The following is a 24,560-nucleotide window of genomic DNA, read 5'->3' as shown; positions in this document are numbered from 1 at the left end:
CTTCATGCGCCTTTTTTATATTCTCGATTTGGCTTTTAGTTTTTCTCAGCGTGATTTATATAACGTTGTAATCCACGTAGTAACAAATCTGCTTCTATAACAGGATGATATTCTGCTAAAAACTTAGCAAAAAGAGGAGCATCGCCACCTGTTAAAATAAGTTTACGCGGACTTTGCTCAAGCACATTTTTAATAATACTCACTAAACCTAGCAAAATACCGTGATGTACAGCATCTATGGTATTTCTTCCGGGGCTGAGTTGATCAAAAGCCGCATCTGGTATTTTAATGCCTTTGGTATTTTGAATGAGTGAATCACGCTGTAAATATAAATTTGGCAGAATATAGCCGCCTAAATGATTTAATCCATCTGCTAAATCTATGGTTAAAGCTGTACCGCAACTAATCACACAATATTTTTCATCAGGCTTATTTGCTACAGCAAGTACTTGCAACCAACGGTCAATCCCGAGTTGAGTTGTATCATCATAACCACATTTTAAACCCGCATATTCAGCATGAACTTGTGCGCAAACAACTGGAATTTTCAACTGCTTTATAATTTTTTTGATGCGTTCATTGCTGGTTTTATCTTGAACGGAAGATACACCAACTTGATGAATGCCTAAATTTTTAAAATGTTGAATAAGCCCTAACAGTAAATCGGCAGGAGACTGTAAATGCAATTCAGCAGCATGTTCTATCACTTGATCATTTTCAGTGACCCAATATTTAAGTCGAGTATTTCCAATATCTAACCATAAACTTTTCATTGCCAATACTCTATTTACTTGGGTTTAACAGGCGCATACGTCCTTGATAATAGGTTGAAGTTGATGTTTCAGATTTTAAAATAATAGCACCATCATTTTGAATTCCTATAAACTCTCCGCATGTTTTCATGCTCTCATGCTTAAATTCTATGGAATGATACTCAAATTCTATAGCTTGATTGATAAATGCCGCATGATGGTTAAAACGAGCTGCCAAATTATAACAATGATGATTAAACCATTGACCTGCTTGTTGAATGGCTAAATAAAGTTCTGCAATTAAAGTTAGGCGATCAATTGGATTTAAACCAATTTCTTTAAGTGATGTAATATCTTGATTAATTTGAGAATCAATCACAGGTGATACATTAATTCCGACACCAACCACCGCTTGATAAGATGAGATCGGCTCTACCAATATCCCACCTAATTTCTGATCTTTATAATAAATATCATTGGGCCATTTTACTTTTAAACCTAGAGCATCAAAACTTGGCATTTGAATAATATTAAGTGCAATTTCAAGTGCTAATCGACCGTCGATGGGTGTTTGTAAATTCAGCAATGTGCTTAAATAGATATTGCCTTCAGGTGAAACCCATGGTCTTTTATTTTGTCCTCGACCTTGAGTTTGCTTGCGACTACAGATTAAAACACTGCTAATTCCTTTTAGTGCCACTTCGCGAACATCATCGTTGGTAGATGTTGTGACGGGTTTTAATATTAAAAGCTCGGGAAGTTGATTCACTTCTGTGAGTTTTTGTTGAAGTAGGCGAGTATCTAAATCCATCAGAATTTTAAAATATGGGAAAGTAAAACATGGAGTTAATCATATATCTGTTGATTGGTGCAATTGCAGGATTTACCGCAGGACTTTTTGGCGTGGGTGGTGGTCTCATTATTGTGCCTATTCTCTATGTGGTATTTACCCATTTAAATTATGATCCAAGTGTCGTTATGCATATGGCAGTAGGAACATCTCTTGCAACTATTATCGTAACTTCAATAAGTTCTGTATCTGCACATCATAAAAAAGGCGCAGTGTTATGGAATGTTGTACGTAACTTGGCACCTGGTTTAGTCGTTGGCTCATTTTTAGGAGCAGGTATTGCAGATTTACTTTCGGGACAAGGTTTGCAGTTACTGATTGGCTTCTTTGCTGTTTGGGTGGCATTTAAGATGTTCACAGGTGCAAATGCAGTCATTGACCCATCTAAAAAATTACCATCTACAGGAATGCAGGTTTTAGCAGGTGGTGGTATTGGTGTGGCATCTGCAATTTTTGGAATTGGTGGCGGTAGTTTAACTGTGCCATTTTTAAATAAATGTGGTGTGGTGATGCAAAAATCTGTAGCAACATCATCGGCATGTGGTTTACCTATTGCTGTTGCAGGAGCTTTAGGTTTTATGTGGTTTGGTCATGTTGCAAAAGTCGAAGTGCCTAATACCATTGGTTATATTCATGTTTATGCCTTTATTGGTATTAGTATAATGAGTTTTATAACGGCAAAACTTGGGGCAAAAGTTGCGCATATATTGTCACCTGCGATGTTAAAAAAATGTTTTGCGGGTTTGCTATCAACAGTTGGTTTGTATTTTATTTTGAAAGGTTTTAGTAGTTTCTTTTGATTTAATAAAATGAAGTTGGCTGTATAGACATAAAATTGTCTAACAATGTCATGGTTAAAATGTGTTTTTATCTTTAAATATAGATGAATAGTTTTTTAAAACTAGTGTTTGCATCTATATAAAAACAAGATAGGCACAGTATGCAACAACATGATAAATATAGTATATCTGAACAAATTGCACAGCATATTGCCGAGCAAATCATTAGTGGTGAATTGGTTGAGGGGGAGCGTATTCAAGAGATACGCTTTGCTCAAGAATTGGATGTGAGTCGTGGTTCTATACGTGAAGCATTACTATTGTTAGAGCGCACACATTTAATTGAAATATATCCGCGTCGTGGCGCAGTTGTGTCGGAAATGTCGGCACAACAGGTTTCATCTTTATTTGATATGTCGAGCTTGTTACTGGGGCAAATTGTGCAACGTATTGCAGATATTTTGCAGACACATGAAATTGAAAATTTAAAATATTTATTAGAACAATTATCTGAAGAGTGTCATTTAGGGCATACAGAAAATTTTTACGATTTAATCTTTCAAGGATTATTGAAACATCAAAATAAAGTGAATAATCCATATTTACTTAAATATTATAAAGAGCTATTGCCATCGCTACGTAGAAGTTATTTTTTAACACTAAATACTTCTAAAAGAGAGCTACAAGAATCGTTAGAATTGTTTAAACTTGTGGTGACTGCGATTGTGAGTAGAAATTCGCAACAAGCAGCAATAAATATGGAAGATTTTTGTCGACACTTACGTGATTTAGTGTTGGAATCTCTAACACGAATGAAACAAATAGAACTTGCGTGGGCAAGACGCTCGCGCCGTTGATTAGGACATTATGCGTTTAAGCAGCTTAAAACTTTCCGGCTTTAAATCATTTGCCGATAGTACAACATTAAATTTTAAAGCGAACCGTACTGCAGTTGTGGGGCCAAATGGCTGTGGTAAATCGAATGTAATTGATGCTATTCGTTGGGTAATGGGTGAGTCAAGCGCTCGTCAATTACGTGGTGGTAGTATGCAAGATGTTATTTTTACAGGAACGGCAAAACGTAAACCTGTGGGAGTGGCAAGTGTAGAGCTTCGTTTTGACAACACTTATGGAAAATTAGGTGGAACGTATAACGCATATAACGAATTGGCTGTTCGTCGTCAGGTCAACCGTGATGGTAAATCTGAATATTTCATTAATGGTACCAAGTGTCGTCGTCGTGATATTACCGATATTTTCTTAGGAACAGGTTTAGGACCACGTTCTTATGCGGTTATTGAGCAAGGGATGATTAACCGCTTAATTGATGCCAAACCTGAAGAAATGCGGGTATTTCTTGAAGAGGCAGCAGGTGTTTCACGCTATCAAGCACGTCGTCGTGAAACGATGTTGCACTTGGAACATACCACACAAAATTTATCTCGTTTAGATGATATTGCCTCGGAACTTCGCTCACAATTAAAAACCTTAAAGCGTCAATCTGAAGCGGCAGTTCAATATAAAGAATTAGAAACCCAAATTCGTACCATTAAAATTGAAGTTTTATCTTTCCAATGTGAACACAGTACGCGTTTACAAGAAGAATATACAGTTCACATGAATCGTTTGGGCGACACTTTTAAGTTGGTGCGCTCTGAACTGAATACATTTGAGCATGATTTAACGGCAACAAGTGAATTATTCCAACGTCTTATTCAGCAATCGACACCTTTGCAAAATGAATGGCAACAGGCAGAGAAAAAGCTTTCTGAATTGAAGATGACTTTGGAACAAAAACAAAGTCTGCTACAACAAAATACTTCGACATTATCGCAATTAGAAGAACAGAAAGTTCAAACTAAAGAACGTTTACAACTTATTGAACTGCAATTGGAAACTTTGCAAGAACAGCAAGAAGGGCAAACTGAACAGCTACAAACGCAAGAAAGCCAAAGTCAAAATCAATCACAAGGCTTTAATGATTTAAAAGCACAGCAACAACAGGCAACACAACAATTTGAGCAAATTAAAACTCAGGTTGAAAAGCAACAACAGCAAAAAATGCAGATGTTGGCGCAAAGTGAGCAATTAACGAAAAACATTGCTCGAATTGAACAGCAAAAAATAACTTTACAACAGCAAGCGCAGCAAATCCAAAACCAATATCAGCAAGATGATATTGAACAGCTTGAGCAAGAAAAGCGTGATTTAACTACACAAATCATGACCATTGAACAAAATATTCAAACACAGAAAATTGAATTAGATGCACGACAAGAACAATATTCTGTTCAAAAAAATGTCGTGAATCAGCTCAAGTCTGATATTCAGGTTTTGCAATCGGAGCAAAAGAATTTAAATCAATTGATGACTAAAAACAGCCCTAAAAAAGAAGTACAGGGTGAGCAATTGATGCAAAGTTTAAAGCTAAATGAAGATGGTAAAGCTCAAGCGAATTTAATTGAAAAGTTCTTGTCGAAATGGTTGTCTGCACAAGTTTTAGATGCTTCAAATACGTTTCAAGAAAGTATTGCACGTCAGCTAAAACCATCGAAAAAACAAGAAAAAATTCAATTGGATGATCTTCCTTGTTTAGCCGATTGGATTGAAAAACCGCAGCATTCATTGTGGCAACAGGTTGCAGTTGCACAAACTTTAGATCAGGCATTAAAGCTTCAAAGTAAGCTGGCTATTGGTCAAAGTATTTTGTCTTTAGATGGTTATCACGTAGGTTCGGATTGGGTGATTGGTCTGTTTTATGATGATGCATCTCAGGCGGGGCAAGGGGCGTTAAGTCACCGTATTCGTTTAGATGAAATTGAACAGGCTTTGGCTACACAAACAGCATTATTTCAAGATGCTGAAGTTCAACTTCCTGAAATTTTGCACCATGTTCAACATCAACAAAAAATATTGCAAGATTTACACGATCAGCTGAAACAAGCGCAAAAAGCGTTGCAAACAACCGATGTAAGTTTGGCAAAAGTACAAAGTGCAGCGCAGGCATTTACGGTGCAAAAGCAACAATTGCAAAATCAGCTACAACAGTTAGATGAGCAATTAGAAGAAGATGCAATGCAAAAAGATGACTTAGAAATCGATTTGCATTCATTAAGTTTAAAGCTTGAGCAAGTTTTGCCAAACTATAAAACTATGCAATTTCAGGTCGATGAGCTGAATGAGCGAATTGAAAACTCGCAACAAGATTTACAGCACTCTCAGCAAGAGTTAGAGATTGTGCGTCGTCAAGCGGTACAAACCAAGCAACAAGTTGAACTTCTTGAGAAAGATGCGTCTTTCTTAAAAGCACAATATCAACAAATTTTGGCGCAAATGGAACAAGCGAAAAAGTTTGTAGATCCTGTTCAATTAGAATTACCTGCTTTGCAAAGTCAGTATGCAGAACAGCAAGCATCTACTGAAAAGCTACAGAAAACTTGGAATGAATGGCAAGTTGAATTGAATAGCGTACAAGAAAAACAACAAAGCTTGACTGAAAAGCGTCATCAGCATCAACAACAAGATGAAAAGCTTAGAACTGAGCTTGAAGAGAAGCGTTTAGCTTGGCAATCTGCAAAATCAGATTTACAACACTATTCAGATCAGTTAAAAGAGTTGAATAGTGAAGTAATTTTAGGGCTGAATATTGACTTAGTTGCACATCAGCAGAAGCTTGAAAAAGTTCAACAGCAATTTGAAAAAATTGGTGCGGTAAATTTGGCAGCATCTGCTGAATATGAAGAAGTATCTACACGTTATGCGGAGCTTAGTCATCAAATTGACGACTTAAATAAAACAGTAGATCAACTACAAGCAGCAATGAAAAGCATTGATCAAGAAACGCGTAAATTGTTTATGACGACATTTGATCAGGTCAATAAAGAGCTTCAAGAATTATTTCCAAAAGTATTTAATGGTGGTGAAGCAAGTTTAAGCCTAGAAGATGATTGGCAATCTGGTGTTAAGCTCATGGCACGACCACCGGGTAAAAAGAACAGTTCACTTGCCTTACTTTCAGGTGGTGAAAAGGCATTAACAGCTTTGGCTTTGGTATTTGCAATCTTTAGATTGAACCCTGCGCCATTCTGTGTTCTCGATGAAGTTGATGCTCCATTGGATGATGCAAACGTAGGACGGTTTTGTAATCTTGTAAAAGAGCTTTCCGAACAGGTTCAGTTCATTTACATTACACATAATAAATTGGCAATGACCATGGCAACAGATTTACTCGGGGTAACCATGCCAGAGCCAGGAACATCAAAATTAGTAACCGTAAACTTAGAAGAAGCGGCTGAATACGGCTTGGTGGAGGCATAGAATGGAAATTACAACAATTGTCGGAATTGCAATTGCCGTTATTATTATAGTGATTGGTTTAAAACTTCTTTTGAAGAAACCAAGAGATACAGCTCCATCTTTAGAAAGTGAATTGCAATTTAACGAAGATAGTCAAAAGCCTATTATTCCAAGACATGTTCGTGACCAATTACAACTTACCGATTCAGAAGAAACAGTTCGTGTTGAACCTACTTTAGATGCTAAACAGGTTCAAACAGAGTTTGAATTCGATAAAGCTGAACCTAAGCTAAATGAAGAAAAATTAGCTAAAAATACATCTGAAGTAACGCAAGAAAAAGCTGAAGTTAAAGCTGAAGAATCATCTAAAAAACCAGAAATTGAAGATGGTTTAAGTGCTGAAGTTGAAGTGCCTGCCAATGAGCCTGTTGCAACATCAGAAACAAAAGCAGAATCATCATTTACCTTAAATTCAAATATTGAAAAAGCAGAAATTTCTGAGTTTGAAGAAGAGAGCAGTATTTTAGATGCACATCTTTATGAGCAAAAAGTTGTAGATGATGAATGTGCGCTCGTTACGGCAGAATCGTTTATTGCATTTAACGTTGTCTATAAGGGTCGTGTTCTTTCAGGTGAAAAAACCTTAAAAGTACTTTTAAAGTACGGTTTACGATTTGGTGAAATGAAATGTTTTCATCGTTATAATGAAGATGGTACGAAATTACTATTTTCTGCGTTGCAAATTACAGACACAGGCACAGAAGGCTTCGACTTAGAAACACTTTCAACTGAAGAAGTGAAGGGGTTAGCGCTGTTTCTTGCATTGCCACATAGCGATGTCCAAAATGCATTTGATACAATGGTGAGTATTGCAGGACTTATTGCACGTGAAATTGATGGAACGGTTTATGATCAAAATGATTTTGAACTTACACCACAATTACGAGAATATTGGCGTCATCAAGCGATTGATTATCGCTCAGGTCAAACAGCAAAAGTTTAAGTGAATTGAAAGCTGAGTTTTAGCTTTCTATAATACACATTATGCAAAAATTATAGGGCGGAAATACCGCCCTTTTTTATGGTGGATATATGACACAAAATTCGACTGTCGTTGCGCAAATGCGTCAATTGATTCAATTACTGGCTCAGCATAATCATGCTTATTATGTAATGGATCAACCCACTATTGAAGACAGTGAATATGATCAGTTATTTCACCAACTGAAAGCTTTAGAACAACAACATCCAGATTTAATTCAATTAGATTCACCCGTGAATAAAGTGGGTGGAAAACCATTATCGAAGTTTGAAAATATTACTCATGTTGTGCCAATGCTTTCGTTGGGTAATGTTTTTAATCAGGAAGATTTGTTTGCCTTCGCACGTCGTGCGGAAGAACGCTTGCCGAATCAAAAAGTTGAATACGATGTAGAGCTGAAATTTGATGGTTTGGCAATTTCATTGTGGTATGAAAATGGCGTACTTGTACGTGGCGTAACTCGTGGCGATGGTGAAACAGGCGAAGTTATCACTCAAAATGTAAAAACCATTCGTAATTTGCCAAAAGTATTATCTTCAGAAAAAGGTGCAATTCCCGAACTTTTAGAAGTTCGCGGTGAAGTGCTTATGCCAAAATCGGGCTTTGAAAAGCTCAATGCGGAAAATGAAGCCAAAGGTGAAAAGACCTTTGCTAATCCGCGTAATGCTGCAGCGGGAAGTTTACGTCAATTAGACCCGAATATTGCAGCATCTCGTCCACTCGCATTTTATGCTTATGGTATTGCACAGTGCGAACCGCATCATGATCAAACCACAATGTCTGCAAGCTTAGAATGGCTTACACAATTTGGCTTTGCAGTAGGTGAACGTCATTTTGTTTGTGAAAGCATTCAAGATGTGCAAAAAGCCTATGAACAAATTAACCAAGAACGTCCCAATTTAAGCGTTGAAATTGATGGCATGGTCATTAAAGTAAATGATCTTAAACAACAAAAACAACTTGGATTTTTAAGTCGTGAGCCACGTTGGGCAACAGCATATAAATTTCCTGCAGTTGCAGCCTTAACGACGGTTGAAAATATTGATTGGCAAGTTGGGCGTACAGGAACACTTACACCTGTAGCACGGTTAAATCCTGTGGCTGTTGGCGGTGTGACTGTTTCCAATGTAACGCTACACAATATTGGTGAAATTCACCGTTTAGATGTGCGTGTAGGCGATACAGTTAGCGTTTATCGTAGTGGCGATGTAGGTGTCACCATGAACTCAAGTGTTTCAAGTAGAACTCAATTAGATTTTCAAATGGCAGTATAAGGGTAGCAGTAATGTCTAACTATAAATTTAACGACAACCAAATCGCCATTATTGAAAAGCTAGGGCTTAATTTAAATATAGACGATGCAGAGAAGTTATTTTCTTCTAATGATCACAGTTTGGAAAAATTGGAAATATTGCTTAAAGCTGCCAATGCTTTTTACAGATCTGGTTATCCGATTATTGAAGATGATAAGTATGATGAATATCTTACCTACTTCAAAACTCTTGATCCAGATAATCCATTCTTATTAAGTGTAGAGCCTGAAGTTTTAATCGATAGCAAGACTGTTCCACTTCCAAAGAAAATGCTTTCTACTGATAAAGCATATTCTTTTGAAGAAATTAAAAAATGGACTGAAAGAATTACTAAAGCCGCATCAGAAATTGAATTTGATCAAAATTTAATTGAGATTAGGGTTACACCAAAACTTGATGGTTATGCTGCTTATGATGATGGTATAACTCTCTACACCCGAGGTGATGGGACAAGAGGTCAAGATATTACTCGTGCATTTGAACGAGGACTCAGAGTAGCAAAAAATGCAGGAAGGGGTTTAGGACCTGGCGAAATAGTAATCAAGAAAAGTTACTTTAATAAAGTGTTGAGTGAAAAGTTTGAAAACTCACGCAATATCCAAGCAGCAATTATTGCTGAAAAGAAAGTTGATGAAGATGTTCAAAATGCAATTGATGACGGTGCTTGTGTCTTCTACCCTTTTTCGCTATTAGATAGCTGGACGGGAAGTATAGAGGAGTTGTTGTCAAACTTTGAGAGTATTCTTGAAAGTATATGGAACTCAGTTGATTTTGATATTGATGGATTAGTCTTAGAATCAACAAATGCGCCGATTAAAGAGCATATGGGTTCTACGAGAAGATTTCATAGGTGGCAAATCGCGTTTAAAGTGAATGATGAATCGGCTGAAGTCGAAGTATTGAAAGTTATTCCTCAGACCTCAAGGACTGGTCGAGTTTCACCAGTAGCTGAATTGGTTCCGACCAAACTTAGTGGGGCTACTTTAAGCAGGGTAACTGTGCATAATTATAGGATGGTGAAGAAAAATGGAGTTGGTCCTAGCGCAATCATTAAGCTAGTTAGAAGTGGCTTAGTAGGTGTCACCATGAACTCAAGTGTTTCAAGTAGAACTCAATTAGATTTTCAAATGGCAGTATAAGGGTAGCAGTAATGTCTAACTATAAATTTAACGACAACCAAATCGCCATTATTGAAAAGCTAGGGCTTAATTTAAATATAGACGATGCAGAGAAGTTATTTTCTTCTAATGATCACAGTTTGGAAAAATTGGAAATATTGCTTAAAGCTGCCAATGCTTTTTACAGATCTGGTTATCCGATTATTGAAGATGATAAGTATGATGAATATCTTACCTACTTCAAAACTCTTGATCCAGATAATCCATTCTTATTAAGTGTAGAGCCTGAAGTTTTAATCGATAGCAAGACTGTTCCACTTCCAAAGAAAATGCTTTCTACTGATAAAGCATATTCTTTTGAAGAAATTAAAAAATGGACTGAAAGAATTACTAAAGCCGCATCAGAAATTGAATTTGATCAAAATTTAATTGAGATTAGGGTTACACCAAAACTTGATGGTTATGCTGCTTATGATGATGGTATAACTCTCTACACCCGAGGTGATGGGACAAGAGGTCAAGATATTACTCGTGCATTTGAACGAGGACTCAGAGTAGCAAAAAATGCAGGAAGGGGTTTAGGACCTGGCGAAATAGTAATCAAGAAAAGTTACTTTAATAAAGTGTTGAGTGAAAAGTTTGAAAACTCACGCAATATCCAAGCAGCAATTATTGCTGAAAAGAAAGTTGATGAAGATGTTCAAAATGCAATTGATGACGGTGCTTGTGTCTTCTACCCTTTTTCGCTATTAGATAGCTGGACGGGAAGTATAGAGGAGTTGTTGTCAAACTTTGAGAGTATTCTTGAAAGTATATGGAACTCAGTTGATTTTGATATTGATGGATTAGTCTTAGAATCAACAAATGCGCCGATTAAAGAGCATATGGGTTCTACGAGAAGATTTCATAGGTGGCAAATCGCGTTTAAAGTGAATGATGAATCGGCTGAAGTCGAAGTATTGAAAGTTATTCCTCAGACCTCAAGGACTGGTCGAGTTTCACCAGTAGCTGAATTGGTTCCGACCAAACTTAGTGGGGCTACTTTAAGCAGGGTAACTGTGCATAATTATAGGATGGTGAAGAAAAATGGAGTTGGTCCTAGCGCAATCATTAAGCTAGTTAGAAGTGGCTTAGTTATTCCAAAAATTGAAGAAGTTATTAAATCAGTAGAGCCAGAGTTACCTGAAAATTGTCCTAGTTGTGATGCTCACCTTATTTGGGAAGGCGATCATTTAATTTGCCCGAATAAATCAGACTGTCCTGCTCAAACCGAGAATACACTGATTCATTTTTTTAAAACATTGGGTAATGTCGATGGTTTTGGGCCAAAAGTGATTGAAAAAATAGCTAATCAAGGTATTAAGCACATCCACGAAATCTATCAGATTCCTAAGCATCAATTTGTCGAGTTTGGATTTGGAGAGAAAACATCGCAGAATCTTATCGATCAACTCCAAGCAAGTAGAGAAATTGAAATAGAGGATTGGAGATTTCTTGCAGCATTTGGGGTAACCCGATTAGCTGGCGGAAACTGTGAGAAATTACTTCAGCATCATGCCATAGTTCAGGTTTTCGAAATATCAGTCGAGGATATGGTGAAAATAGATGGATTTGCACAATTAAGTGCAGAAGCTATTGTTGAAGGTTTAGCAAATATTAAAGAAGAGTTTTTTAAAGTATATAACCTCGGTTTCAACTTAAGTGTTACGCCCAAGAAGTCTGATAGAGAAAGTTTAGATTCGCCTATAGCTGGAGCAGTCGTTGTATTTACTGGCTCAATGCAACAAGGTTCCCGTGACGATATGGAAAAGAATGCAAAAGCACTTGGAGCTAAAGTGGCTAAATCGGTTACCGGTAAAACTACCTATCTGGTAACTGGCGACAAGGTCGGTGAAACTAAGATTAATGCAGCTCGTGATAAAGGCGTTAAGGTATTAACTGAACAGGAATACCTTAACTTAATTGGTTAACTTTAAATATTTAATTGTACTAGCTCAGGCCTAAGCTGACAGCTACCCAGTTTTTCTGGTGCTAGCGCCAGATTAGGTTTGAGCTAAATTGCGACACAAAAAAGATGTGCTATTTCATAGTCGAGAGTAACCTGTTTTTTTCTAAAAGTGTTTGGTGATCATGAGACATTAGATTTCATGTGATGAAAGTCCGAGCCTCACTGGGCACTCTTTTTCTGCGAAATTAAAAACCAATGTTTCTGCATTTTTTGTAGCAGACTTTTATTAATCTTAATGCCAGAGGCAGAACCAAGTACTGCATCCACAGCACACTTTGGGCAAATAGCAGTATGAGATATTTGAGGTTTATCAATCGTATCCGGATAGTAATGTATAGTATATATTATGGAATTTTTGAATAGCCACTAAATTTGGTTACACATTAGAAATACCTCAACTAAACTCCTAAAAAAGTTCAGCACATTTCAATTTTGGCTAAAATCTACTCCCAAATATTTTCCATTAGAGATATATTGCTTTTGATTAAGCTAATTTCATCATTTAATTTTTCTATTTTTTTGTTTAAAAAATCTGTTACTTCAGGATTATCTTCACATAGTGATTTTATAAAAGAAATGTTATGTTCCTTTTCTTGAATCTGTTTTAAGAGTTCTAGTTCCTTTAATTCAAATATTTGTCCCAATTTATTACGAATTGGACTTACTCTTAATTCATTCATTAACTCTGTTTCACAGTAGCTGAATCGTTTTTGTGTCGATTGGGATGGATCAATACTCAAATATTTATAACGAACAAGTATCTTTAGTGCTCTATAAATTTCAAATTGATTTTTTTTATTAATTTTTACATTGCTACCCATTATTAATTTGACAAAATCTTTAGCCTTCCAATTCGAGATATTATGATTCTTAAAAATTGTCATGAACTCATCATAGAAAGGTAATGGAGTAGGTTTAGCCATCAGATTGATCTCACAACACGAAAAGAGGATTATAATCCGTGGATGTATAGTCCTCAATTGCTGATATTACTGTTTTTTATACTTTTTAGTAAAAATGACAGAATTAGCATCAAAAATTGGGCAGTCGATCCGTCAAAAAAGAACGCAATCCAATATCACACAAGAATCTCTTGCACTTCAATGTGGAATTGATCGGAGCTATATGGGGCGTATTGAACGTGGCGAGGTCAACCTCACTGTCGAAAAACTTTATGAAATTGCACGAGCATTAGAGACCAATGCAAAAGAGTTATTACCATAAGTTCAACCCCAAGTCCTGTCGCATCTTCTTTAATTCAAATAGCTTTTTTTGTTGATTTCTCCCACAATACGCTCAAAGAAATTTGAGAGTCATCAGTGTGATTACAGGCGAAATTAAAAGCAAAATTGACCAGATCTGGAACTCTTTTTGGAGTGGTGGTATTTCCAATCCTCTAGAAGTCATGGAGCAAATGACTTATCTGCTATTTATCCGCCGACTAGATGAAATTCAGATTACCAAAGAAAAGAAAGCCAACCGTCTAAAAACTGCTGTAGAAAAGCCAATTTTCACACCTGAGCAAGATCATTTACGTTGGTCAAAATTTATTACGCTTGGCGATCCAACGCAGCTTTATGACACCATCGCCAATGAAGTTTTTCCCTTCATTAAAAGCATTGGCAATGAAGATGACACCACATACAGTCATCACATGAAAGATGCTCGTTTTACGATTCCAAACGCGGCGCTTTTAACTAAAGTAGTTGATCTCTTGGCTGAAGTGCCAATGGATGACAAAGATACCAAAGGTGATATTTACGAGTACATGCTCGGTAAGATTGCATCAGCAGGTCAGAACGGTCAGTTCCGTACACCTCGACATATCATCAAGATGATCGTGGAGATGATGCAGCCAAAACCAACCGATACCATCTGTGACCCTGCATGTGGTACAGCAGGCTTCCTCGTTGCAGCCAGTGAATACTTAAACGAACATCACAGCACCGAGATTTTTGCCAATCCTGAAGCAGCAAAACGCTTCAGTGAAGAAACCTTCTTTGGTTATGACTTCGACAGCACCATGCTTCGCATTGGTTCGATGAATATGATGCTGCACGGTGTTGAAAACCCAAGTATTGAAAACCGCGATTCTTTGAGCCAAGAACATTCACATATTGAAAGTCAGTTTAGTTTGATTCTTGCCAATCCTCCATTTGCAGGCAGTTTAGACTATGAAAGTTGTGCCAAAAATATTCAGGATATTGTCAAAACTAAAAAGACAGAATTGTTATTTTTAGCTTTGTTCTTGCGCATATTAAAAACAGGCGGTCGTGCTGCGATTATTGTGCCTGATGGGGTGTTATTCGGCTCTTCTAAAGCGCATAAAGATTTGCGTCAAAAAATTGTAGAAGAGCAAAAGCTTGAAGCGATTATTTCGATGCCTTCAGGTGTATTTAAGCCGTATGCAGGCGTTTCGACTGCCATTCTGATTTTCACCAAAACTGAATCTGGTGGTACAGACAAGGTTTGGTTCTATGACATGCAGGCAGATGGTTATTCGTTGGATGATAAACGTAATGAGCTAGATGCTTCTAAGCACGAAAATAATAATATTCCTGACATTATTGCCCGTTTTAATAACTTAGAAGCTGAAGGTGGTCGTAAAGCGACTGAGCAAAGCTTCTTAGTTGATAAAGCTGATATTGCTGCCAATGGTTATGACTTGTCGATTAACCGTTATAAGGAAGTAGTTTATGAGCAAGTTGAGTATGAAGCACCAAATAAGATTTTGGCTGATTTAGAATTGCTTGAGCAGGACATTCTAAAAGGAATGAATGAGCTTAAGGAGTTATTGAAATGAGTTACCCTTTAGTTTGTTTAGGTGATATAGCTGAATTCATTAATGGGGTCGCTTTTAAACCTGAAGATTGGGGAACAGAAGGTAAGCCTATCATTCGTATTCAAAATTTGAATAACCCAACGAAAGAATATAATTATACAAAACGAGAAGTTAGAGGTACTAATATTGCACGTAGGGGGGATTTATTAGTTTCATGGTCAGCTAGTTTGGGAGTCTACGAGTGGAATGGTCAAGATGCTTGTATCAATCAGCATATCTTCAAGGTTGTTCCTAATGAAAAGATTGATAAGGATTATCTAAAACGTGCTCTTGAATTATCTATAGTTGAAATGGAGTCCCAAGTTCATGGGGCGACAATGAAACATATTACCCGTGGAAAATTTTTAGGTAATAAAATCCCTCTGCCTCCAATTGAAGAGCAACGCCGAATTGCTTCTATTTTAGATAAAGCGGAAGAGTTACGCCAAAAGCGTCAGCAAGCAATTGAAAAATTAGATCAGCTTTTGCAAGCTACCTTTATTGATATGTTTGGTGATCCTGTAAATAATCCTAAAGGGTGGAATAAGGTTAGATTTGAAGAAGCTGTAGAATTTTTAACTGGATTTGCATTTAAAAGTGCTGATTTTAAAGAGTCTGGAATTAAACTTTGTCGAGGAATAAATGTTTTACCAAATACATTAGATTGGGATGATACGGCTTATTGGGATATTGTAGATGTTGAAAAATATTCAAGATTCAAAATTCAGCGAAACGATATTTTAGTAGCTATGGATCGTCCATGGATTTCAACAGGATTTAAAATTGCGCTAGTTCAGAGAAATGATCCTAATATGCTTTTGGTACAGCGAGTTGCAAGATTAAGAGTAAAAGAAGATTTTGGAGCAAACTTTCTTTTCCAAATATTATCTTCATCTGAATTTAAAAAACATTGTCGCATTACTGAGACAACAGTGCCTCATATATCTCCAACGGATTTTAAATCATTTGAGTTAATTAAACCTGATAATTATTTAATTGAAAAATTTGAAAAAATTGCGAAATTAATCCATAGTCAAAAAGCTAAAATGTGCAATTTAAGTTCAGAACATAAGAATCTTTTTGATTCATTACAAAACCAAGCATTTAGCGGAAATTTATAACTTTATTTAATTTTAGATTTGAGGGTATATACATGAGCAACTTTCAGTTTTTAGAGCCTGAGTTTAGCAAGCTAGCACTCACCGCCAAAGAAGCTGAAAAGCTTGTGTATATTTCCCCTCAAGCATCCTTAATGTTTGCCCGAAACTCCTTAGAAAATCTTGTTTTTTGGCTGTATCAATACGATAAAAAACTGACACAACCCTATGATCCATCGCTATATAGCCTGATCACTGATGTAAAATTTAAGGAAATTATCCCACCCTATATTTGGGACAAGATGGATAATATCCGCATGATCGGTAACAGTGCGGTACATGGTAAAAAATTTAAACAACTGACCACTGAAGAAGCCGTTAAACACATCAGCCATCTATTCCTGATCTATGTATGGTTTGAGCGTAATTATGGCTCACCATCAAAAGATCGCTCTCAGGCTGTTCTATTTACCCCCAGACTGATTCCTAACACAGATAGCACCAAACCAGTCACAGCAAACAAAGAGCAGCTACAGCAAGAAGCCAAAGCCTTTGATAAAGAATTTGCTGAACAACACAAAGCGTTACGTGAGCGTGAACAAAAACTGTTAGAACTCTCCGCAAGTTTGGAAGAACGTGAAAAACTACTCGCCAATATTGATGCTGATCTAGCGCAGAAACGTCAGCAAGTTGAACAAGCCAAACTTGCCAACAGCAAAGTTCAAGATCATACCGATTATAAAGAAGATGAAACTCGTAAGCTTAAAATTGATCTTCTGCTTGAAGAAGCAGGTTGGGAAATTGGCGTTACTGCGCGAGAAGAAGTTCCAGTCACAGGAATGCCAAGCACTTCAGGTAAAGGTTCAGTTGATTATGTGCTGTATGATGCCGATGGATTACCTTTAGCATTGGTAGAAGCGAAACGTACCTCGGTCGATCCTGAAGTGGGTCAACAACAGGCAAAACTCTATGCCGATTGTTTAGAGAAGCAAACAGGACAACGCCCTGTCATTTTCTACACTAATGGTTATCGCACCCGTATCTGGAATGACGTACAAGGTGGCCCACCTCGTTTGGTTCATGGCTTCTACACCCAAGCTGAACTAAAACGCCTGATTGAAAGACGTAAAAATGACCCTGATCTTGGCAGTTTCCCAATCAATGTCAATATTGTAGAGCGTTACTATCAGACCCGCGCCATCAAAGCCATGCTCGCTGCGTTTCAACGTAAGGAACGTGCAGGCTTGCTCATCATGGCAACAGGTACAGGGAAAACCCGTACTGCGATTGCCTTGGTCGATGTGTTGATGAAAGCCAATGTGGTACAGAAAGTCCTGTTCCTTGCTGACCGTACTTCACTGGTGGTACAAGCCACCAACGCCTTTAAAGCCAACCTACCTGATTCTGCACCTGTCAATTTGGTCGAAAGTAAGACACAGAATGGACGGGTTTATCTTTCTACCTATCAGACCATGATGGGCTTGATTGATGAAATGAATGCGGATGGCACACGTAAATACGGTACAGGCATGTTTGACCTGATTATTGTCGATGAAGCCCATCGTAGCGTGTACCAAAAGTTTGGCGAGATTTTTAAATACTTTGACAGCCTGCTTGTCGGTTTGACCGCTACACCACGCGATGAAGTAGACCGCGATACCTATGCATTGTTTGGTTTAGAAAGCGGTGTCCCGACCGATTACTATGATTTAAACCAAGCCATTGCTGACGGTTATCTCGTACCACTTAAAGCCTATTCAGTGCCATTGAAGTTCATGCGTGAAGGCGTGAAATATGATGAACTTTCAGAAGAAGAAAAACTGCATTGGGATGAACTGGACTGGGATGGCGGTGATGCCCCTGATGAGGTAACGGCATCCAAGATCAATAAGGAACTGTTCAATACTGGTACGGTAGACAAGATGCTTCAGTACTTGATGGAAAATGGCATCAAGGTTGAAGGCGGAGATATGTTGGGTAAAACCATCATCTTTGCAGTCAATCAGAACCATGCCAACTTCATTGCTGAACGCTTTGATAAAAACTATCCGCACTATGACGGCAAGTTTGCCCGTGTGATTACACACTCGACTAAATATGCACAGAGCTTGATTGACAGCTTCAGTAAAAAAGATCTGGCTGATCCACAAGTTGCCATTTCTGTAGATATGCTTGATACAGGGATTGATGTTCCTGAAGTGGTTAACCTGGTCTTCTTCAAAGCTGTACGCTCGAAAGTGAAGTTTACGCAGATGATTGGGCGTGGTACACGGCTTTGCAAAGACCTGTTTGCCCCTGAAATGGACAAGAAAGAATTCTATATTTTCGACTACTGTTCCAACTTTGAATACTTCAATGAAAATCCTGATGGTGCGCCTATTTCGACCACAGAACCATTGGGACAACGACTATTCAAGGCTCGATTGAATGTTTTGAGTTTGCTCAATTCACCCGATTATCAAACAGAAGAAATGAAAGCTGTACAGCAAGAAATGCGTCATAGCTTACAGACTGAAGTGAAGTCGATGAATAAGGACAACTTCATTGTTAAATCTGAAATTGAGCATGTTGAACATTTTAAAAATGACACTGCATGGGACAATTTGGATGACCTTACAATTGGTACATTACGAGAACACATTTCAAAACTTCCCAACGAACTAGAGTCCGAGACACTAGAAGCCAAGCTGTTTGATATGCTCTGCTACAACATTGAACTTGCTGTGTTGGAAAAGAATAATAAGGCAATTCAGGTTTATACCAATAAAGTCATCGAAATCGCCTCTAAACTTGAAACCAAAGAAAATATTCCTGTAGTCGCTGCACAGATAGCCTTAATTCAAGATATTCAAACTGTTGAATATTGGAAAGGCATCACCTTGCCAATGCTTGAATCCATGCGTAAACGCATTCGTGGATTGGTGAAATTGATTGAGAAATCCACCTCGACCATCGTGTACTCAATGCTGGATGATGAGCTAGGTGAGGCAACAGAAGTCAATATTCCTGTGGTTTCCAGTGGTGTAAACCTCGCTCAGTATCGTAAGCGTGTAGAAAGTTTCATTAAAGCCAATACAGACCACATTACTATTGCTAAATTAAAACGTGGTTTGGCTTTGACCCCAACAGACTTAAGTGAGCTAGAACGCTTTGTTTTTGAAGCTCAGGAAGTTGAAAGTAAAGATAAATTTGAGGAATGTTTTGGTACAGAAAAACCTTTACCACTATTCATTCGCTCTTTAGTTGGATTAGATCGTCAGGCTGTACAAGGAGCCTTCTCTAAATACCTGCAAGGTTCAACTTATAACGAGAAACAAATTCGTTTTGTGGAAATGCTGATTGATCATTTGACACAAAATGGCGTGTTGGATGCTGCACAATTGTATGAACCACCATTTAATCAGATCCATTTTGAAGGGATTGAGGGTGTGTTTAGTGATGGGGATGCTGACAACATATTTGGGGTTGTTGAAGCGTTTAATGAAGCGGTGGCTTAAAGATTAATATATTAGGGGGATATATGACTGCGATAACTAAGAAGTACTATGATTCATGTGAATGTATTTGGATTGAAGAAAAAAATACTGATGGTTCTGAAAATGAAAATTTTGAACCTAGCATAAAAGGAAAATTAAAATCAGCACTACAGATGCCTAATATCATGGTACTAGCAGGTAGTGGGACCTCATTAGGTGGTATTGTTAAAGGTCCAAGAATGTGGGATTTATGGATATCATGCACGACTGATGATATGAAAAAAATTTCTGAAGATTGTTTTAATGAATGTAAGTACGACGATAAACAAGATCATAATCAAAATATAGAGGTTTGCCTCTCACATTGTGAAGCATATTTACAAGTAGGAGAAGTAAAGGAAAAAACAGAAATATTTATCAATAAATGTAAAGATATTATTCTCAATAAATGCCGTTTTATTTCTGATAAAGAAATACAGTTAAGTGGTCACAAAGAGTTTATTAGAAAGTTAGCTAGAAGAAAATCAAAAGATCCAAGGGTTAAGCTTTTTACAACGAACTATGATACATGCTTCGAAGATGCGGCTGGATTGTTAGGTATCACTGTAATAGATGGCTTTTCTTTTTCAATGCCTCGTATTTATGATGCTAGATTTTTTGATATGGATATCGTCCGAAGAAATACTACATCATCTTCAACTAATATCCATTATTTAGAAGGTGTATATCATCTTTATAAACTTCATGGTTCTACAAATTGGAGCCGCGATGCAACTAGTTCTTATATCATTAAACAAGTTGAAAATGTAAAGGCTGAAGATAGCTGTATGATCTTCCCTGCAAAGGGAAAATATCAGCAATCATATATACAGCCACACTTGGAGTTAATTGCTCGCTTTTCACAAAGTTTAAGAGAACCGAATACATGTTTAATTATTGCTGGTTTTGGCTTTAACGATGATCATTTATCTGAGCCAATTTTGTCAGCAATTCTTTCTAATCCACACTTAAAAGTGATTATTGTATCCACTAGTATTGAAAATGACTTTGATGCAACCCCTCCTAAAACCTCTAAGTATTGGAAAATTTTTAAAAAGATTGCAGATGACAGAAAGAATGATGAAATTATCTTTATTAATTGTGACTTTCAGCAGTTTTCAAGTCTTATTCCTGATCTTACAGCATTGTCTCCTGCAGAGAACCTTCATGAAAATATGAAGAAGTTATTTGGAGGTACACATGCATAATGGTGTGATCAAACCAGAATTACTTTTTGGAAAAGTAAATGCTGTTACTGCCAATTCTGTCAACTTTGAATATATTAATTTACAACATCAAGCAACCTACTATCATGGCAAACGCTATGGAAAGGGCGAAGTTGGTGAATTCATATTAATCGAAAGTCAGGTGAATTTAATTCTTGGACGTATTGTAGAAATTAAAAAAGATGATTTAGATAAGTCTAATTTAGATATTGCTGGACGAATCCAACTTCTAGGAACAATTCAAATGGATAGTTTGCATGTTACTGCTGGAGTTGAATACTATCCAAATATTAATGATCTCATCTATTCAGCACCTCATGAACTTATCGCTCAGCTTCCTAAAAGAATGAATAAAGGAACAGTAAAGGTTGAATTAAATTTAGGTTTCATAGATTTAGATCACGGTTGCGATATAAATGTAACACCTGAAAAACTATTTGGTCGCCACCTAGGAATTCTAGGTTCAACAGGTGGTGGTAAAAGTTATACTACTGCCAAAATATTAGAGGAATGTCTAAAGTTTAATTCAAAAATAATTATTCTTGATCCAACGGGAGAATATAAAGATTTCATTGGCGATGATATTGAAAATGTTCATTTAAGTGATCCCATTAGCCCAGCCATTGGGTCTTGCGCTGTCAGTTTGCCAGCAGAATGCTTCCAAGAGACGGATTTTATAGCATTGTTTGAACCTTCAGGCAAAGCACAAGGTCCTAAATTTAGAGATGCTATTCGCAGTCTTAGACTTGTTCATTTATTAATGCTTAAAAAAGATCAGCATTTAGAAAAAATTAATGACGGTGTTTTTTTAAAAATTGGTAAAAACGAAAGTAATTGGACAGAATCTATCAAGTATGTTCGAGGTACTGAACTTATTGAAAATCCTTATACTCCATTTAACCCATTGAGATTATGTAAACAAATTCACCAAGAATGTATTTATCCAGCAGATCAAAATGGAGCATGGAAACCTGACCCATCAGGATTTAGTTATTGTCTTTCATTAATATCGAGAATACACGGAATAACGACATCTAAAACTTTTAGATTTGTTTTTAAACCAGCAGAATTACCGACTCTTCTAAACAAAATAGATGAATTCTATTCCTCTAATAAAAAAATATTAAGAATCGACTTAAGTGATGTAGGATTTGAATTTAAGGCTAGAGAAATTGTTGCGAATGTGATCGGACGGCATTTATTAAATCAGGCACGATCTAGAAAATTTTCAGATAAACCGATAGTTGTTTTTTTAGATGAAGCTCATAATTTTATTGGGAAAAGTATTGGTAATGAAGATAACATTGCCAAATTAGATTCATTTGAATTAATTGCAAAAGAAGGGCGAAAATTTGGTTTAAATATTTGTCTAGCGACTCAGAGACCAAGAGACATAACTGAGGATGTTTTAAGCCAGTTAGGAACATTGATTGTTCATAGGCTCACTAATGATCGTGATAGAGAGATTATTGAACGTGCCTGTGGTGAAATTGATAAAGCAGCATCTGACTTTCTACCTAGTCTGCAACCTGGAGAGGCGGTTCTCATTGGAAATGATTTTCCAATTCCATTAACCATTAATATTCATAAACCATTCATAATACCAAATTCATCTGGCGCAGATTTTCAGAATAAATGGGTTTGATAATTATTATCGAAAGCGTCCAATTTAAGTAATATTCAATTCTGAGCACTAACAGAACTGGCATAACAAGTTAAACAGATTTTCAGTTTATAATTACATATAGTCACATCTTTATTAATATATTAATTGAGTGTAGTGATATTTAATTTTTTTAGCTCACATATTTCAGTCCATATCTGAGCTGAAGAACAAAGGCTGATTGGTTTTATGTGAACTTCTTAAATCCATCTATCGTTGAGAGAAGAGAATCTAAAGCTTCAGCTTCGTTTATTTCCTTTAAGCGGAACAAATTTGCAATTGAGATCATTTTCTTTACACGAATTCTAATTTGAGGAGAAACATTGCTCATATCTATATTTGCTTGATCGTTTTTTTCATTATATTCAGTGGCTAGATGCACATAATGTGATAAAGATTCATTGTTTGCGTGCATGGTAACTTTACGGCATGCATTTGAAGCAACACTCAGAATACTTGAAAAGCTACCTTGTGCTGATATTTTCTTAATTGATTTAGCTATATTAAGGGTAATAAATCTATGGCGAAAAGAATGATTAGTTAGGTGCCTCAGAGCCTCACAATACTTACTGCCGTTAATAACCTTTTTTGCATAATTTTTTAAATAAGTAGATTTCAATGGTTTTCCTGTGACTGAATCGACAAAAAGAGCATCATGCTCCATATCAGGAAACATATCTTCAATTACATGGACGTATAAAAGAATAACTTGAATATCCTCATGGGTAGTCCTCACTGATCGAGTTTTACCTTTGTATTTTCCTTTCCTTATGGGAATATTTCGGATTATTGGCTGCTTGTCACTGATGAATAATGAATCCGCTGCCTTTTTTATCATAGTTCGGGTTATCTCGTGAGCTTCACTTATTCTAGAGCCTGTAACATCTAGTAATGTGGTTAAGGCTTCCCACCTGCTTATGAGGAATGTATTTATTCTTGGGTGATTGGTTGTGCAGTTGATGGCATCTAGCCACATAACTAACTCGTGATCATGAACGTATTCAACTTCAGAGGCAATGTTAATTAGTCCGACAAGTGATTCATGATAAAAATACTCACCTGTTATACTTCCTTTCTTGAATTTAAGTTTTTCATAATGCACGCTGAATATTTTATCTGAATCTTTCCCTGTAGTACCCAGTTTCCATTCTGGATACATTTTACTGAGATAATCTATATACTCAATTGCAGTCCTTCCATGTTGAATAATAGTACCGTCTTTAATATTCCTATCTTTTGACTCCTTAATATATTGATAAAGAGTGCTATCATTAATCTCACTCAGATTTATAGAATTATCTTCAAGGAAATCACAGAACAAATTTAAACTATATGCTTTTTTTTGAACGGTTTTTGCTAATGGGCGAATATTATATGTTTGTGAACCACCGCCATAATGAGTAATAAATGAATTAGCATCCCAATCAAACTTACCACCTTTCTTTAAAATCATGGGAAGTGGGCAATCATTGTTTTGATCTATTCGCCTACTAGTATTGAGAAATTTAAGGTTAGGATCTTTTGCAACGACTACAGAAGACATTATTTAACCAGCCAGAGTCGATTTCTACCTAGGATTTGAGCTTGAGATAGAATAAGTTTTCTATATGCAGCATCGATTTCCTTATCTTCTCGACATTGATCTAAAAGACTCATATAAGCTCTATACACTTCCGCTAATGCAACACGTAATTCCTCGTTTTCAATTTTTAATTTATTGACTTCATTTTGTGAGATTCTGGCGGTGGAATTACCTTTATCCTTCCTTTCTGATTCTAGGAGTTGAGAAAGCCTATGATTGGCATTTTTAATTGAATCAATTAGATCGTTTAAATATTTTAAGTTATGCTCAGCATGAGCTGTATTGTAAGAATAAGATATAATATTAAGATCACTATCATCCCACTTATGAACTGAAGTTTGTGAGATGGCGTTTTTTTTCATTTCCAAGCTGCTAGGTATATCTTCAAAGCATTCTATCTTATTTATGAGTTCAGTTTTTCGCTTTATAGATGAGGATATTTCAATCTTTTTATCGATAACTGGTTTCGAAGTTTCGCCCTTCTTAAACTTTGACATA

The 24,560-nt window shown here is 36.7% G+C and carries 17 protein-coding genes and 1 pseudogene; 13 read left to right on the top strand and 5 right to left on the bottom strand.

Translation table 11 applies throughout. The annotated features are described in order from the left end of the window. Positions 1 to 35 precede the first annotated feature (35 nt). Both GTK57_RS02305 and GTK57_RS02300 read right to left on the bottom strand, forming a co-directional pair. Entirely contained in the window at positions 36 to 773 is a 738-nt protein-coding gene (locus tag GTK57_RS02305; protein ID WP_163121132.1) for a type III pantothenate kinase, read from the bottom strand. 10 nt (positions 774 to 783) lie between these two features. Then, positions 784 to 1,563, bottom strand: coding sequence for a biotin--[acetyl-CoA-carboxylase] ligase (locus GTK57_RS02300; protein WP_152872758.1), 780 nt, complete (start codon positions 1,561 to 1,563; stop codon positions 784 to 786). Positions 1,564 to 1,592: 29 nt separating this feature from the next. On the opposite strand from GTK57_RS02300, the gene GTK57_RS02295 reads away from it, so the two are divergent. From GTK57_RS02295 to GTK57_RS02265, 7 genes and pseudogenes are all read left to right on the top strand, one after another. Beyond that, positions 1,593 to 2,402, top strand: coding sequence for a sulfite exporter TauE/SafE family protein (locus GTK57_RS02295; RefSeq protein WP_152872759.1), 810 nt, complete (start codon positions 1,593 to 1,595; stop codon positions 2,400 to 2,402). 140 nt (positions 2,403 to 2,542) lie between these two features. Then, positions 2,543 to 3,238, top strand: a complete 696-nt coding sequence (locus tag GTK57_RS02290) for a GntR family transcriptional regulator (RefSeq protein ID WP_163121130.1) — start codon at positions 2,543 to 2,545, stop codon at positions 3,236 to 3,238. Between the two features lie 10 nt (positions 3,239 to 3,248). After that, positions 3,249 to 6,698, top strand: a complete 3,450-nt coding sequence (gene smc, locus GTK57_RS02285; RefSeq protein ID WP_163121128.1) for a chromosome segregation protein SMC — start codon at positions 3,249 to 3,251, stop codon at positions 6,696 to 6,698. A gap of 1 nt (position 6,699) precedes the next feature. Continuing rightward, entirely contained in the window at positions 6,700 to 7,680 is a 981-nt protein-coding gene (locus tag GTK57_RS02280) for a cell division protein ZipA C-terminal FtsZ-binding domain-containing protein (RefSeq protein ID WP_163121120.1), read from the top strand. 89 nt (positions 7,681 to 7,769) lie between these two features. Continuing rightward, a pseudogene (gene ligA / locus GTK57_RS02275) lies at positions 7,770 to 8,930 on the top strand (NAD-dependent DNA ligase LigA); the annotation flags it as partial. 74 nt (positions 8,931 to 9,004) lie between these two features. Beyond that, positions 9,005 to 10,171 (top strand): hypothetical protein, encoded by a 1,167-nt coding sequence (locus tag GTK57_RS02270; protein WP_163121116.1) that lies wholly within the window; start codon positions 9,005 to 9,007, stop codon positions 10,169 to 10,171. Between the two features lie 11 nt (positions 10,172 to 10,182). After that, the gene (locus GTK57_RS02265) at positions 10,183 to 12,120 is read left to right on the top strand and encodes a BRCT domain-containing protein (RefSeq protein WP_163121114.1); all 1,938 of its coding nucleotides are present in this window, start codon (positions 10,183 to 10,185) and stop codon (positions 12,118 to 12,120) included. Between the two features lie 481 nt (positions 12,121 to 12,601). Here the strand turns inward: GTK57_RS02265 and GTK57_RS02260 are convergent, their stop codons facing one another. Continuing rightward, positions 12,602 to 13,081 (bottom strand): hypothetical protein, encoded by a 480-nt coding sequence (locus GTK57_RS02260; protein ID WP_163121112.1) that lies wholly within the window; start codon positions 13,079 to 13,081, stop codon positions 12,602 to 12,604. Between the two features lie 94 nt (positions 13,082 to 13,175). On the opposite strand from GTK57_RS02260, the gene GTK57_RS02255 reads away from it, so the two are divergent. The 6 genes from GTK57_RS02255 (at position 13,176) to GTK57_RS02230 (ending at position 22,462) form a co-directional block, all read left to right on the top strand. Continuing rightward, entirely contained in the window at positions 13,176 to 13,382 is a 207-nt protein-coding gene (locus GTK57_RS02255) for a helix-turn-helix domain-containing protein (RefSeq protein ID WP_092691596.1), read from the top strand. Between the two features lie 97 nt (positions 13,383 to 13,479). Next, the gene (locus tag GTK57_RS02250; RefSeq protein WP_163121110.1) at positions 13,480 to 14,961 is read left to right on the top strand and encodes a type I restriction-modification system subunit M; all 1,482 of its coding nucleotides are present in this window, start codon (positions 13,480 to 13,482) and stop codon (positions 14,959 to 14,961) included. Beyond that, positions 14,958 to 16,100 (top strand): restriction endonuclease subunit S, encoded by a 1,143-nt coding sequence (locus GTK57_RS02245; protein ID WP_163121108.1) that lies wholly within the window; start codon positions 14,958 to 14,960, stop codon positions 16,098 to 16,100. The genes GTK57_RS02250 and GTK57_RS02245 overlap by 4 nt, the downstream gene beginning before the upstream one ends. A gap of 32 nt (positions 16,101 to 16,132) precedes the next feature. Then, entirely contained in the window at positions 16,133 to 19,573 is a 3,441-nt protein-coding gene (locus tag GTK57_RS02240; RefSeq protein WP_163121106.1) for a DEAD/DEAH box helicase family protein, read from the top strand. 32 nt (positions 19,574 to 19,605) lie between these two features. Continuing rightward, positions 19,606 to 20,799 (top strand): SIR2 family protein, encoded by a 1,194-nt coding sequence (locus GTK57_RS02235; protein WP_228720328.1) that lies wholly within the window; start codon positions 19,606 to 19,608, stop codon positions 20,797 to 20,799. Next, positions 20,792 to 22,462: an ATP-binding protein gene (locus GTK57_RS02230; RefSeq protein ID WP_163121102.1), complete on the top strand. Its 1,671-nt coding sequence runs from the start codon at positions 20,792 to 20,794 to the stop codon at positions 22,460 to 22,462. The genes GTK57_RS02235 and GTK57_RS02230 overlap by 8 nt, the downstream gene beginning before the upstream one ends. Before the next feature lie 205 nt (positions 22,463 to 22,667). Here the strand turns inward: GTK57_RS02230 and GTK57_RS02225 are convergent, their stop codons facing one another. Together GTK57_RS02225 and GTK57_RS02220 are read right to left on the bottom strand one after the other, a co-directional pair. Beyond that, positions 22,668 to 24,023, bottom strand: coding sequence for a site-specific integrase (locus tag GTK57_RS02225; protein ID WP_163121100.1), 1,356 nt, complete (start codon positions 24,021 to 24,023; stop codon positions 22,668 to 22,670). Further along, on the bottom strand, positions 24,023 to 24,559 hold the full coding sequence (locus GTK57_RS02220) for a hypothetical protein (protein WP_092692924.1): 537 nt from the start codon (positions 24,557 to 24,559) through the stop codon (positions 24,023 to 24,025). The genes GTK57_RS02225 and GTK57_RS02220 overlap by 1 nt, the downstream gene beginning before the upstream one ends. Position 24,560: the final 1 nt, after the last annotated feature.

It is taken from the genome of Acinetobacter portensis (genome assembly GCF_010646905.1).
Taxonomy (GTDB): domain Bacteria; phylum Pseudomonadota; class Gammaproteobacteria; order Pseudomonadales; family Moraxellaceae; genus Acinetobacter; species Acinetobacter portensis.
The sequence above is the reverse complement of the archived record's forward strand: the minus strand, read 5'-3'. Positions and strand labels throughout refer to the sequence as shown.